Annotated in this window: 12 protein-coding genes and 1 tRNA gene; 3 read left to right on the forward strand and 10 right to left on the reverse strand. The window is 34.4% G+C overall.

Translation table 11 applies throughout. The annotated features are described in order from the left end of the window. Window positions 1–817 precede the first annotated feature (817 nt). A complete protein-coding gene (locus tag PVV57_RS05745) occupies window positions 818–2,059 on the reverse strand; it encodes a UbiH/UbiF family hydroxylase (RefSeq protein WP_273718376.1) in 1,242 nt (413 codons plus the stop codon). Between the two features lie 178 nt (window positions 2,060–2,237). Between PVV57_RS05745 and pcsA the strand changes: the two genes are divergently transcribed. The 3 genes from pcsA to PVV57_RS05760 are packed head-to-tail and all read left to right on the forward strand — an operon-like array spanning window position 2,238 to window position 4,535. Next, window positions 2,238–3,056: a phosphatidylcholine synthase gene (gene pcsA, locus PVV57_RS05750; protein WP_273718379.1), complete on the forward strand. Its 819-nt coding sequence runs from the start codon at window positions 2,238–2,240 to the stop codon at window positions 3,054–3,056. A 22-nt stretch (window positions 3,057–3,078) separates the two neighbouring features. Beyond that, window positions 3,079–4,125 (forward strand): enoyl-CoA hydratase/isomerase family protein, encoded by a 1,047-nt coding sequence (locus tag PVV57_RS05755; protein WP_273718381.1) that lies wholly within the window; start codon window positions 3,079–3,081, stop codon window positions 4,123–4,125. Then, window positions 4,122–4,535, forward strand: a complete 414-nt coding sequence (locus PVV57_RS05760; protein WP_273718383.1) for a DUF6163 family protein — start codon at window positions 4,122–4,124, stop codon at window positions 4,533–4,535. Before PVV57_RS05755 ends, PVV57_RS05760 begins: the two co-directional genes overlap by 4 nt. Window positions 4,536–4,926: 391 nt before the next feature. On the opposite strand, the gene PVV57_RS05765 is transcribed toward PVV57_RS05760, so the two are convergent. The 9 genes from PVV57_RS05765 to PVV57_RS05805 all read right to left on the reverse strand — a co-directional run bounded on the left by PVV57_RS05765 (window position 4,927) and on the right by PVV57_RS05805 (window position 14,107). Continuing rightward, window positions 4,927–5,286: a hypothetical protein gene (locus tag PVV57_RS05765; RefSeq protein WP_273718385.1), complete on the reverse strand. Its 360-nt coding sequence runs from the start codon at window positions 5,284–5,286 to the stop codon at window positions 4,927–4,929. Between the two features lie 115 nt (window positions 5,287–5,401). Further along, complete coding sequence (locus PVV57_RS05770; protein ID WP_273718386.1) at window positions 5,402–6,211, reverse strand: MBL fold metallo-hydrolase; 810 nt, start codon at window positions 6,209–6,211, stop codon at window positions 5,402–5,404. Between the two features lie 10 nt (window positions 6,212–6,221). After that, entirely contained in the window at window positions 6,222–6,995 is a 774-nt protein-coding gene (locus PVV57_RS05775) for a TatD family hydrolase (RefSeq protein WP_273783632.1), read from the reverse strand. Next, window positions 6,985–8,544, reverse strand: coding sequence for a methionine--tRNA ligase (metG, locus tag PVV57_RS05780; protein ID WP_273718390.1), 1,560 nt, complete (start codon window positions 8,542–8,544; stop codon window positions 6,985–6,987). The genes PVV57_RS05775 and metG overlap by 11 nt, the downstream gene beginning before the upstream one ends. Before the next feature lie 76 nt (window positions 8,545–8,620). Then, on the reverse strand, window positions 8,621–9,667 hold the full coding sequence (locus PVV57_RS05785) for a DNA polymerase III subunit delta' (RefSeq protein ID WP_273718392.1): 1,047 nt from the start codon (window positions 9,665–9,667) through the stop codon (window positions 8,621–8,623). Beyond that, window positions 9,664–10,308, reverse strand: coding sequence for a dTMP kinase (gene tmk / locus PVV57_RS05790; protein WP_273718394.1), 645 nt, complete (start codon window positions 10,306–10,308; stop codon window positions 9,664–9,666). The genes PVV57_RS05785 and tmk overlap by 4 nt, the downstream gene beginning before the upstream one ends. Window positions 10,309–10,338: 30 nt before the next feature. Further along, window positions 10,339–11,502, reverse strand: coding sequence for a D-alanyl-D-alanine carboxypeptidase family protein (locus PVV57_RS05795; RefSeq protein WP_273718396.1), 1,164 nt, complete (start codon window positions 11,500–11,502; stop codon window positions 10,339–10,341). 1,046 nt (window positions 11,503–12,548) lie between these two features. Continuing rightward, on the reverse strand, window positions 12,549–13,445 hold the full coding sequence (locus PVV57_RS05800; RefSeq protein ID WP_273718397.1) for a septal ring lytic transglycosylase RlpA family protein: 897 nt from the start codon (window positions 13,443–13,445) through the stop codon (window positions 12,549–12,551). 586 nt (window positions 13,446–14,031) lie between these two features. Beyond that, window positions 14,032–14,107 (reverse strand) — tRNA-Lys (locus tag PVV57_RS05805). Window positions 14,108–14,739 lie beyond the last annotated feature (632 nt).

The following is a 14,739-nucleotide window of genomic DNA, read 5'->3' on the forward strand; positions in this document are numbered from 1 at the left end:
AAATATATTTATTTTTTCTCTTACTTCATATCAATATGCTAAATATATAGAGTAATTTTTTCAGAAAATATGAGATATATAAATATTAGTTTTATATATATTATTATACACATTAAAAGAAATATGCTTCGTCATTTTAATATAATTTGTTTTTTTAGAAAGAACAAAAATGGTGTAAAAAAAACAGTACAGAATTTTAAATGCTTGATAACAATATGAAAATCAAAAATTTTATCATATCAGTAAGAGATATGCTTCAAAGCGCAATATTAAACCATAGAGCGATTATATTGCTCATTGATAACCATAGATTTATAACGATAACTCATTATTTTGTATGTTAAATAAGCGTTTCGAATATTGTATGATTGCTCTCATTTGAAATCTGTTTATTCTGAATTAATTAAAATCATTTGTTTGTATGTCAAAAAGGGGCTGGTGTATGAGTAAAAAGCTATGAAGTGTACAGATTTGCACTTTCATAAGTATAAAAATGATAGGTTTAATAGCTTTTTGTTTATAGCATTAACGAAGCGCTATTGCGAAATAGATTTAAGTGCTAGATGTTGCTTTAAAACAAGCGCGCAAATCAATAAAATGAAATAATTATCTTTTATTATTCTATATGTTCAAATTTAAAAAAATCTTAAATATTTACATTAGAAAACGTATGATAGAATATAGCATTTATTACTCAATAAATGTACTAGTAAAATGTATTATTAGAAATAACTATTTCTTTGGTTGTTTATACATTATGTACTTTTTTAGTTTGCATGAGTAAGTTAGATACAAAATTAGTATTTATTTTGCGTTATTATCCATTATTTCCCAATAGAGTTTGTTTAGGCGATTTTGTTGGGAATATTTGCATCATTTCCTTGAATCCATAACCAGGATACATTCCTTCGCGCATAAATAAATTACGTAATGGCGAGCAATGATGTAATAGAGCAAGCCCAATACTGCGCATGATATGAACAGGTAACATATGAGAAAGCAAAGCAGAGTTGAGGGTATGAACAGCTCCACTTCGGATTAATATATCTGGTTTGCGGTATTGGTTATATCGTGTAACAATCATTTCAGAGTTAGAATCGGATATTTGATTGGGTAGAATATCAATCAAAGTTTGAACATCACGGAATCCTAAATTTAATCCCTGTGCTCCAATAGGGGGGAAAACATGAGCAGCTTCCCCCACCAAAATCGTTCGATTTGCAGCAAAATGATGAGAGAGAAGCCCTGAAAGCGGCCATGCTTGAATTGATGTTTCTAAGGTTAGCGTTCCAAGCATTGATTGCATTTGGTTTTCGATTATTTTTGTAATTGCTTTTGATTCTATATTCAATAACTCCTCAGCTCGAGAAGGGTGAACAACCCACACAAGACTGGATCTTCGCCCTGGTAGCGGAACCTGTGTAAATGGACCATGTTCTGTATGAAATTCAGTTGATGTATTTTGATGAGAAAACTCATGAGAAAAGTTGAGAACAAGTGCTTTTTGTGGATAGTTCCACTGTTTGATACTTATCCCCGCAGCCGCACGCGTAAGAGAGTGACGTCCATCAGCAGCAATAACAAGTGGCGCTTGAATGTTTCTACCATCAGCAAGAGTAATAGATACATGGCTTTTGGTATGATTAAAAGATTTGGCTTCAGAAACAAATCTTTTAATATTGGGCATATGTGTAACAGCATCAACTAAAGCATTGTTTAATTCTACATTGGGTATATTATAGCCAAAAGCTTTTTCACCAATTTCAGCAGAAGAAAAATGCACCGTAGGAGCATGCACAATCCTGGAAGTTATATCTATAATTCTCATGCACGATAAAGCTGCAGCCTGTTTTTGAAGATTATTCCAAATATTGAGTTTTTGAAGCGTGCGTATTGCAGGCATCATAAGAGCTGTTGTCCGTAACTCATCTGTATGAGCAGGGGGCCCAACAAGAAAAACAGAAAAACCTTCATGCGCAAGCCTCAACGCGGCTAACATCCCGACAGGACCTGCACCAATAACAGTAATAGCTTTATATTCTTTCTTTTCAAGTATCACAACGATTTGAGCCTTTCCTCATCGAGCAAATATTTTAACATTTCCAAATAATTGCTCTCTTTTTATTGTACGAAGCCCTTCTATTATATTATGTAATAAATAATGCGATATAAAAAAGTAACCTTTTTATGATTTTTTTACGCTAAATCATATCATGGGTAAAATGGCGTATTGGTAGATGGATGAAGACTTTAAAAACGAGGATAAGAAAGCCTTGAAACGTAAGCTAACAAAGAAAATTAAAACAAACGCTAAATTATTACGCCATAAAAAAGTAACAATGCCACAAGCAAAAGCTTTTTCTGTTCATTTACTAACAGCTTCGGGATCATTTTTAGCGTTTCTTTCTCTTATATCGGCATCTCAAAAAGAATGGACAGCTATGTTCTGTTGGCTTGGGCTTGCACTTCTCGTTGATGGTATAGATGGACCAATTGCACGCAAACTTGATGTTAAATACGTACTTCCAACATGGTCTGGAGAGCTGTTAGATAATATCATTGATTATGTAACTTATGTTTTAATTCCTGCTTTTGCCCTCTATCAAAGTGGTTTTATGGGGGTAGGGTTATCGTTTGCATTGAGTGCAATCATTGTTATTTCATCCGCTATTTATTATGCCGATACTGGTATGAAAACCAAAGAAAACTTTTTTAAAGGATTTCCTGTTGTTTGGAATATGATGGTTTTTACACTTTTTGTCGTAAGACCAGCGGAGTGGATTACTTTTATCATCATTGTTTTATCGGCAATTATATCTTTCTTGCCAATTTATTTCATCCATCCTGTAAGAGTCCTTCGATTACGGAGAGTTAATTTTCCAATTTTTCTCTTATGGTGTTTCTTTGGTGTTGCAGCCTTCTTTTATCAATTAGAGGCTCCATATTGGGTCAAAATAGGGATTTCAATAACAGGAATTTATATATATTGTATTGGCGCGATTATGCAAATATTTCCTCAACTTGGGGCAAAAAATATAAAAAAAACAGTTGATTAGTTGTTTTTAAGAAGGGTGTGAGATGCAAATTGATTTTGGAGCGGGTAATGATATTTCTTTTACGAAAGAAGGGCGTGCTGGTATTATAAAACTCTCACGTCCTTTAGCATTAAATGCTCTTAATGGGCGGATGGTTTCCGCTTTAAAAAAAGCTCTCAAGACCTGGGAAACGGATAATGATATTTTTTGTGTCTTAATTGAAGGGGAGGGACGTGCTTTTTGTGCTGGTGGAGATGTTGTAGAAATCTACCATATGGGGAGAAGTGCTTCTGCTTATCAATATTTTAGAGATGAATATAGTTTAAATGCTTATATTAAACGTTTTTCAAAGCCTTATATCTCTTTCTTAAACGGTATTTGGATGGGAGGAGGGGTAGGCATTTCTCTCTATGGTTCACATCGAATTGTTACAGAAAATACAGTTTTTGCAATGCCGGAAGCTGCGATTGGATTTTTTCCAGATGTTGGTGCAAGTTTTTTCTTACCATCTCTTCCCAATCATTTTGGCATTTATCTTGCATTAACTGGTGCTCGTATCAAATGGGGAGATTGTTTAAATTTAGGATTAGCAACACATGCTGTTCCTGAAATTGAATTCGATATAATTAGAAAAGCTGTTATTGAGAAAGGAAATCCTACTTTAGCTTTAGAGGAGTGCGCAATTACAAAAGACTATGAAACAAGTCATGAAATACGTTGTATCATTAACACTTGTTTTAGTGCTAATACATTAGAAGAATGTCTTGAATTGCTTAATAAAAAAAATAATGAAGGTATTTTATTTGCTAAAGAATGTTATGATATTTTGCAGTCACGTTCTCCGATGAGTTTAAAAGTTATCTGGAAACAAATGAAACAAAATATACCTCGAACTTTAGAAGATTGTATAAAAATTGAAAACCGCATTGCACATCATATGATTAATGCACATGATTTTCATGAAGGGATACGTGCTATGTTAATCGATAAGGACAAAACACCTCAATGGCAGCCAGATAAACTTTCAAATGTAACAGATGAAATGGTCAATTCTTACTTCCAACCTATTGAACAAGAGCTATTATTGTGAAAAATAGTGCACAAAAACGGATTTCAAAAATCGACTTAATTTATAACTGTTATTTACGTTTTTTGGCGCTTATTTGCTTAAGTTTGAGTGTTTTTTATTGGATACGCCTTGTTGGTGTTTTTCCAGGTGTTCTATGGCGCTTTGACCTTATGCCTTGGCAGTGGCAATTTGCATCAGCTATATTGGCCATTCTCTATCCTGTTGCCTTGATTGGACTTTGGATGTATTCGCTATGGGGCATTATTTTATGGTGTAGCGCTGCATTGATTGAAACAATAACAATCTATTATTCCAATTTTATTGATCAGCCATTTGTACCATTATTTCATGGAATATTATTTTTAGCTTTTGTGATCCTACAAATTATGATGATTTTTTTTAAAAGAGTAAAAAACAAAAAACGAGTGTGATTAAAACTTTCCAGCTAAAATAAAACACGATCGGTTTTCAATCTAAAGTCATCAAGTCTTTAAAATTAAAAAAGATATTCGCTACAATTGCCAAACAACTCATATTTCAAAGTGCTGATACTATAAAATACCCTTTCCAAAAAAGTTACATAATATATATTATGCGATAATCTGATGCAGAAAATAAAGCCTCTAATCCAAATAGAAACACCTAAATTCTCTATTAGAACATATATATCCTCTCGCCCCAAATTTACGGAAGATTTGGAGAAAATGGAAAATGAATTTGGCTATAATTTTAAAGAGCGTATGCTGCTTAATTGGTCTTTAAGTATATTCCCCTTAAAGACCAAATAGTTATAATAAAATTACGGAGTATAAATAAGAAAAATTATTGTGCTATTTTACAGCGTTTCATACGCGCAAGATCACTCAAAACAGCATTACGATTATTTAAAGCTGAAATTTCATTACTTTCGCTTGATTTTACATCCATAAAAAACAAAGCAGGTACAAATACAACACCTGCTGCTGCTAAAGCTACATTTTTGTTTCTTGCTTTAGAGCGCTCTGCAATTGTATCATTAATCTGACGTTTATTAGCAAAAAATTCCCGTTGAATATCGGCGCAACTCATTGCTCCATCATGTAATGTTGTCGTTGAAATATTTTTTTCTAAACGCCCCCCACATGCTGTTAAGGAAACAGCTAAAGCCACAATACATATTCCCCGCTTAAAATATCTATACATAAAAAAACCTCATTCTTGACATAAAAAGCACCAATTACGACAAAAATAAAACAAAATAAAGGATAATCTTTAAAAAGTATTTTTATTTAACCTGAAATATTACGTTACAATAAGCTTATGCCTCTGTTTCAAAAATAAGCCCTTGATATGCAGGTTTTACGTATGCTGGAACGTAATTGACAACCTCATTGTAATCTAGCGATCTGTCCATATGTGTGAGTATAGCTTGTTTTGGCTTTAAATATTCTATCCATTGTAATGCTTGATCAACAGAAAAATGACTCGGATGAGATTTAAATTGAAGAGCTTCAATGATAAGAATATCCAAATCCATTAATTTAGATAATGTTTTTTCAGGAAATTCACTAACATCTGTACAATAAGCAACATTCCCAATACGAAAACCTAAAGAATGAATATTACCGTGACATTGTAAATGTGTACTGACAGTTATTGCTCCACCCTGCCCTTGAATGATGAATTGACTATCTTCATCGATAGGATGTTCTTTTAAGATAGGCGAATAAGATGAATCTTTTGGCGTTTGAAAACAATATCCGAAAGCATTTTTGAGATGTTTTAATGTAAACTTATCTGCATAGATATCGATTAAACATTTTTGTGCAAGTGCATAGCTGCGTAAATCATCAATACCGTGGATATGATCTGCATGAGAATGCGTATAAAGTGCAGCATCAAGATGGTTTACACGCGCATCGATCATTTGTGAGCGAAAGTCTGGCCCTGTATCAATAACGACTGTTGTTTTTTTTCCTGATGGTTTAATGCGTTCAACTAATAAAGAACTTCTGTAGCGTTTATTTTTAGGGTTATTCGGATCACAAGCTCCCCAATCACCATTGGGGCGTGGGACTCCTGGAGAAGGACCACAGCCTAATATTGTAAATCGGTATCGATCAAACATACCCTTTGCCTTATTTCATTTTGCTAAATAAACGAAAAGCATTACGCGTTGTTATTTGAGCTGTTTCTTCAATGCTTAGGCCAATTGTTTCAGCCAAAACAGCTGCTGTATAGCATACAAAAGATGGTTCATTGGTTTTTCCTCGATGAGGAGTGGGGGCTAAAAATGGTGCATCTGTTTCCACCAATAAACACTCATGGGGCACAATTTTTGCTATTTCACGGATTTCAAATGCGTTTTTAAAAGTAAGAATACCTGAAAAAGAAATATAACCACCAAGTTCAATGCCAGCGCGAGCAAGCTGTATTCCAGAGGAATAACAATGAAGAATAAAGGGAAAAGCCCCTTCCTTTATCTGTTCGCGTAAGATTTTCTCCATATCAATATCTGCATTGCGTGAATGTATAACAAGAGGAATCTGTGTTTCTCGAGAAGCAATGATATGTTCTTGGAAAACTTTCTTTTGCTCTTCTAGTGTAGAATAATCATAATGGTAATCAAGCCCCCCTTCCCCAAACGCAACTATTTTAGGGTGCTTTGAGAGCTGTATAAGCTCTTTGGCTGTAATATTTTGTTCTTCATGCGCATGATTGGGGTGTGTTCCAACGGAACAAAAGACTTGATCATAGCTTTGTGCTATGGCTAACAGCTTATCTAACTTACGAACATGGGTTGAAATTGTTATCATACGTCTAACGTCAGCATCTAAAGCTCGTTGGATAACATTATCCAAATCTTGTGAAAAATCTTCAAAATCAAGATGACAATGTGTATCAATGAGCATGATGAGAATCTTCTTTCTTCAAGACATAACGAGGAAAAATCGGTTCTGGCGGTGGAAGATCAAGTCCTTCTTGAATTTTTGCATGACTTATATGATATAACAACCGATCATCTTCAGCAACCGCAAGGCTATCAAGAAGTTTTGCTGCTGATTGGGGGATGAAAGGCAAAAGCATAATTCCTATTCGTCGCAAGATTTCTACAGTTATATAAAGAACTGTAGAAAATCGCTCTGGATCATTTTTCCGTAAACTCCAAGGTTGTTCGTTGGCAAAATAGCGGTTGGCATCTGCTACAGTTGAAAAAATAGCTGAAAGAGCTAAATGCATACTATGAGAAGACATCGCTTGGTGTACAGTTTCAAGCACTTGAAGAGATTGTTCTAAAAGCTGTTTATCTTGAACTAAAAATGTAGCGGGTCTAGGAACCTTTGCATCACAATTTTTGGCAATCATAGATAAAGAACGCTGTGCTAAATTACCAAGGTCATTAGCAAGATCGGCATTAATACGGTTCATAAGGCTTTCATGGTTATAACTACCGTCTTGTCCAAAGGGTACTTCACGGAGAAGAAAATAACGAACCTGATCAAGACCGTAATGATCAATCATTTCAAAAGGATCAATGACATTTCCAACAGATTTTGACATTTTGGCACCACGATTAAGTAAAAAACCATGTGCAAAAATATTTTTAGGTAATTCAATTCCCGCAGACATTAAAAATGCCGGCCAATAGACGGCATGAAAACGAATAATATCCTTACCAATAATATGCGTATTTGCAGGCCAAAAATCACATTTTTTTGAATTTTTATTAAAAAAATCAATTGCTGATAGATAATTTGTAAGCGCATCAACCCAAACATACATCACGTGTTTGGGATTTTCAGGAACAGCAATCCCCCAATTAAAACTTGCCCGTGAAATAGAAATATCTTTTAAACCTGATTTGATAAAACTTATAATTTCATTACGCCGCTCAAGGGGAGCAATAAAATCAGGATGTTTTTCATAATATTCAAGAAGAGCTTTTTCATAACGAGAAAGTCTAAAAAAATAACTTTCTTCTTCATTCCATTCAACGGGAGAACCTAATTCTTTTTCGCGACGGATATTATCTGGTCCAACTTCCGTATCTTTCTCTTCATAATAGGCTTCTTGGCGAACCGAATACCAACCCGTATAACGGCCGAGATAAATATCGCCATTTTCTTCCATCTTTTTCCAAATTTCTTGACAAGCTTGATAATGGCGCTCTTCTGTTGTACGGATGAAATCATCGTTAGAACAATTTAATACCGCAAGCATTTTTTGAAATACAGCACTATTACGATCTGCAAGTTGTTGAGGTGTTATGCCCAATACTGCTGCGGTTTGTTGCATCTTTAAACCATGCTCATCTGTACCAGAAAGAAAAAATACCTTTTTTCCGTTTAATCGTTGAAAGCGGGCTAAGACATCACTTGCAATGGCACTATAGGCATGTCCAATATGCGGATTACCATTAGGATAAAAAATAGGAGTTGTTATGTAATATGTGTCACGCATGTCATACTCACTGTAAAACGCTATAAATAAAAGATACAATGACATAACGCCTGTTCATCACATTGTCACGGAAAAACTAATCCTCATGAATAATCTTATGAACTCTAAAAAGTAAGTTAATAACAAACTGCTTCTTATCGAGATTAAACAGTTGTATTTCCTCTATTTCTTGATGAATCTCTTGCCATTTTTGCGCATATTTTTTTGAGAGAAATAAGTTTCCTTTTTCAACGAACATGATAGCTTTTTGTTGAATTTTATCAAGAATTTCATCACAAAATTGTTGAAATTGGAAGGGGGAAGAAACAGATGAGAATGTTTGTGCAAGCGTGTGTACAATCGTTGCGTTACAAACAGGTTGTTTTAGAAGGGCATCAATCGTTTTAATAATTTCAAGACCGCCATGGCGAATAAATAAAGCAGCTTTTCGAGGGCTTCCTTTGGATTTTTTAATGATCATTTCAATTGTTTTTTCATCAGGTAAATCCTGATTGGTGAAAATATGTGTAATGACTTTTTTCATTTCATCATGACACAGTGGGCGAAAAGAAATTTTTTGACAGCGTGAATGAATTGTTGGAAGCAATTTGCCTGAAGAATGTGCGATAATAATAAAGAGCGTCTTTGCAGGAGGTTCTTCAAGTATTTTAAGAATTGCATTTGCTGCATTTCTGTTCATATCATCTGCGGAATCAATAATAACAATACGCCATCCATTATCTTGCGATGTTCGGCTTAAAAAATGCATAATATCACGGATATCATCAATGAGTATTCCTGTTTTAAACTTTTGTGTTTTTACATCAAATCGACGTGAAATATACAAAAGACCAGGGTGACTTCCTTGTGTAATTTGGCGCCATGAAGTAGAATGAGGATCGGGTTTTAGGAAATTTTTCTTTTGAGAACTTAAAATATTCCAAGCAAGATGAAACGCTAATGTCGCCTTTCCAATTCCATATTCCCCTTCGAATAATAAAGCATGGTGCAAACGCTCTTCTTTAAGCATTTCTGCCAAAAAGTGACGAACATCTTCATGACCAAAGATAACATTATTCTGGGACGGCGATAAAATTGTATCAATATCATCATATTGTCGTAAAATATTTATTACATCACTCATGAAAATTGATCCAACAATACCTGATGACAAATATTTTTTATTTGATGCGCAATGACTTCCACTGAGCCAGTAGCATCAATGACTCGAAATCTCTGTGACTCTTGTTTAGCCAATTGAAGAAAAGCTTGACGCCTTTGTTCTTGGGTTTCCAGCGGGTCTTTTTCAAAATGATCGATTTCTTCAGTTTTTTTTCTTCGCAAATTTGCACGCTTTATACCACACGCTGCTGGCATATCTAATAAAAATGTTAAATGAGGCATGATACCATTAAGCGCAATACACTCTAAGATAGAAAGAAGAGAAGTATTGACTGTCTCATTGAGCCCTTGATAGACCCGTGTAGAATCAATAAAGCGGTCACATAAAACGATTTTACCTTTTTGCAAAGAAGGCGCGATAACCTCGGCGATATGGTCGGCGCGTGCCGCAGTAAACAAAACCGCTTCAATCAATGGTCCATACTGCTGTGCCTGCCCCGACAACAAAATATGCCGGATTGCTTCTGCCCCTGCTGTTCCTCCTGGTTCTCGTGTTGTAATAACATCATAACCTTGGTGAGAGAGATATTCAGCAAGTAAAGAAATCTGCACTGTTTTTCCTACCCCGTCCCCTCCTTCAAATGTAATAAAATAACCTGACACGTATAAACCTTAACCCTTATTAGCGCGTAACTACAAATATTTCCGTAACCATCCAATTGTTATTTCATAGAATGCATCTTTTACTTTTGTAAAGAAACTTCCTTCCTGAACATCCACTTCGGCAAAAACTGGTTTTTCCAAAAGAACCTTTTTATCTTCTAAAATTTGAATAACGCCAACGGGTTGTCCTGAAACGATGGGAGCTTTCAATGGACCATGATATTTAATTCTTGCTTTAACGTTGACTTCTTTTTCATTGGAAAGCATAAAACTTATCGGTTTTTTAACAATAAGTGGAACAAAATTTTGCTTCCCACCATAAACAGAAGCACGACCAACCGTTTCCCCTTTTGTGAAAATCGTTTTGAGATCAAAAGCCGTTATTCCCCATTGAAGAATGCGTTCTATTTCCGTTGTATGTTTTTTACCATCTTGCAAACCATTGATTGCTAAAAAAAGACGTCGATGATTTTTATAAATGGTGGCAACCATTGAAAATCCTTCTTTTTCGCTGTAGCCAAAGCCAAATCCTTCTACACCAATTTCCTTAGAAATAAGAGGGTTTTTATTCCGTTGAAAAATATTATTCCACGTAAAATGAGGCTCACGATAAAGTGCATAATAATCCGGATATTCGTGAGCAATATGGCGCGCTAATATAATCATATCGTGCACGGTTACAAATTGTCCCTCCTCGGGAAGCCCTGTTGCATTAACAAAATGGCTCTGAGATAAACCAATTATTTTAGCGCGCTGATTCATCAGCTGTGCAAAATGGGCTTCATCTCCTGATATTCCTTCAGCCAGAATAATAGCAGCATCATTTCCATTAACAATAATTAAACCACGCAAAAGATCAGAAACACTAATTTCTGTCTTTATTTTTGCAAACATAGTGGTTGTACCAGAAGGTGCCCCACCCTTGCGCCAAGCATTTTCACTGACCTTAAATTTTTGGGAATTCTGTAACAATCCTTCTTTTAATTGATGAAAGATGACTTCCGCTGTCATCAATTTTGCTAATGAAGCAGGAAAAAAAGGAATATCAGTTTGTTTTTCATAAAGTATTGTCTCTGTATCATCATCTAGTAACAACACTTGTGAAGCGGAAATTTGAAAATCTTGCGCTCTCCCCCACGTATTAAATACCAACATCCCCCATAAGATCAGTAAGATCCTTAATACTGTATACATAGCCACTCCTCCCATCCAAAGATTAGCATAGAGAATCACTATATAGGAAAAAACTCTCTTATTTCCGCAAATTGAGGAATTATTGATAACTCAAGAAAAGATTTTATTTTCATTCAGCATGAGCAAAAGTAAAATGATATATTTTTTATCTTCCACGCAAGAGCTAATATTAACATTTTAAAGCATGAAAGACAAAAAAGACTTTTTAGCTTTTTTATTTCCAGTACATTGATTTATTTATGATAAATTATTAATTTTTAAAATTTAAGCTGACCAAAATACTGTAAAATTCTCTCATCATCCCACCTCTTTAAAGCAATTAAAATCGCTTTTTTTTATTCTTCATAAGCAAGGTTAGTATAGGGGTGAAGATTAAGATTATTAAAGAGAGAATAAAAATACTTTTTATAAATCTCTCAAGTCCCAAGGTATTGCAAAACATAAAAGCTTTGCAAAATGTATGATGGTGTCAGTTTATATCTTCATACGTGTAAAGACTATGATGCCTAATGGCTTTACATTCTACTATTCAGGAAAGCTGTCATAAAATGGGCTTGAGAGCCAGATATACCTCTTTAAAATGGAAAATGAGCACATGTGAACAGACAATACAAAAGTGTATTTTTTTTGAGGTTGTTCAGTTTACGTGAAGGGTGTTATGCTATTAAGAAATCGATAAAAAAGCATAAAACAATGCATAATCTCCTCATAAGATATTACCCTTATGCTTTCGAAGGCCGCAAAGTCAGAATCAAAAGGAAATATCTTTTGCTTTTTAGACTTTATATTCTTTCCCAATTAGATTGTATAGTCGTTTCAGAGATTACACAAACAGACTCACACAATCCGGCTTTTCTCATTTGACAAAAGCCATTATAGCAGAAAAAAACACGCGCTTTATCAGCAAACACTGTCATAAAATCAAAAATAGACTGGCAATGGATTGGAGAGACGTATTAAATTATTAATGATAACACTCAACCTCGACCTTTTTTCATCACTTTTTATTTGAAAATGATATCGATTAAAAATTAACATATTTTTTCTCAAAACAGTTGTAGCCAATTAATCTTTGTTCTTTTGTTTAGCTTATTTATAGAAGCAACTTGATCGAATGGTACCGGTTTATCAACCATGATAGGACCAATTTCTGGCAATTTTACTGAAACAGTTTTATTGCGCTGTTCTTGTGAAACAGAGGAGGCTTTAGCTAATTCTTCTTTGTTTCCTGTATTGCGCTCCTTGAACAAAGCAGTTTCTCTTTTTTTCGAAACATTTTCCAACGCTAATGAATATGAGGCAGAATTTCCAGGAGTATAAGAGGCCATTAAATATGCACCATCATAGTAGCCAATGGGCGCTTCAGCAATATACTCTACTTTAACATCTGCGACTCCCCTATCCACATAACCAAGTATTGCCGCAGCTTGCTTTGATAAATCAATGATACGATCTTTCATAAAAGGTCCGCGATCATTCACTCTAACAATGAGTGAAGATCCATTTTTCAAATTAGTAACACGAGCATAGCTAGGTAAAGGCATTGTAGGATGAGCAGCAGTCAGAAGATTCATGTCGTAAATTTCACCGTTGGCAGTTAAACGCCCATGAAAGTCTGAACCATACCATGATGCTTCACCAACACGTTTATACGTTGGATCATTTTCAGGGTAATACCACTTTCCTTTTATTTGGTAAGGTTTACCAACAACTGCTCGTCCACGCCTTTTTTCTTCTGATTGATTTCTGTTATTGGACATTTGTTTCGGGAGAACAGAAGTATTTACGTCAATTGGTTTATTCTGATAGGAATCTTTTATTGAAAAATGCATAGTTTCGCTTGCGCAACAAGACACCAATGACAGAGAAATGACGATCATAGAAAATAATTGAAATGTCGGTTTAATAATAGAAGTAAATTTCTTTTTACTATTTGAAGGCATCTATTCAGTCCACTTAGTTTTTGTTAAGTACTACTGTAAAAACCACGTCACGCTTTTTGTACGCGATAGGAGAATTCACGTTTTTAAATGATACCCCTCGCGCATATACCACCCTTGAATTCGCCCCTTTTATCAAAAAATTAACACATTGTTAACCATTTTATGATTGTCATAAGAAATAAATGCACTTTATAAAAACGTTAGAAAATAAAAAAATAGATAAATCAATATGTTATTATATAAAATCATCTTATAAGATAAGCTGTGAATAAACACAAACTGTGAATAAGTATGACGATTTTACCAGCTTGTTCCATATAATGCAGCGGGTATTAAAGCACAGCCCATGAATTGCGAAAACGAGTAGCTATACGTGCTATCAGCACAGGTTTAATTGTTTCATAAACATAAAGCACTTTTGGGTTGGAGAAAAAACGCTCTATATAAAAACAGCTGATAAAAAATGATCGACTATAGAATCAATCAAAAAATCTCAAAAAGAATTAGGGCAGTCAAAAAAACTAAAAAGAATCAAAATAACAAAGATTCTCAAACTTCTGTATAGTTTATTGATATTATTTAAAGTTGGTGAGCGCGCAGGGATTCGAACCCTGGACCTACTGATTAAAAGTCAGTTGCTCTACCAGCTGAGCTACGCGCTCTCACACAAGCTATCTAGTTTGCAGACTATATAATTTGTAGAAAGTGAAGGGAACATACGGTTGACTTTTCATTTGGTCAACACCTTTTGAAAAAATATTATTATTTTTTTCCAGTTATCAATAATTTTCCGTTTTTTCCCTTTCCTCGTCATTGTAAAGTTACTCTTTGATCTTCTTTTTGAAATCTCGATAAAGAAATAATCTAACGATAAAAATATCTCATAGATTCGAAATGGTAAAATTATAAGCCCCCCTCTTCCTCCACACATGGGCTGTTAAGCATCATGGATAGAGCAGAAAAATACTTCTTACTATAGTTTATTTTTATATCTTTATGTCTTAGTTTTCAATTTTCAAATATAAATAGAGATTTATAATATATCCCATTGATTTATAATAATTTATCATTTTATCACTCGAGTGAGAGATCTGAATACCGTAAGATTTTCTCATATCAAATTCTTTTGTTCTTTTTATATTAAAATAATAAAAATCATTTGCTTACTCAACACAAGGAGAAGAATAAAACGATTAAAAAAAGAAATGAAAATGCCTCTTGTATGTCCTTTCAACAACCAAAAATTATTGCAACATAAGGGGCGGACAAAATAGTATGGTGGTGTAGACTTTTG

This window comes from Bartonella sp. AU15XJBT (genome assembly GCF_028618615.1).
Lineage (GTDB): Bacteria > Pseudomonadota > Alphaproteobacteria > Rhizobiales > Rhizobiaceae > Bartonella.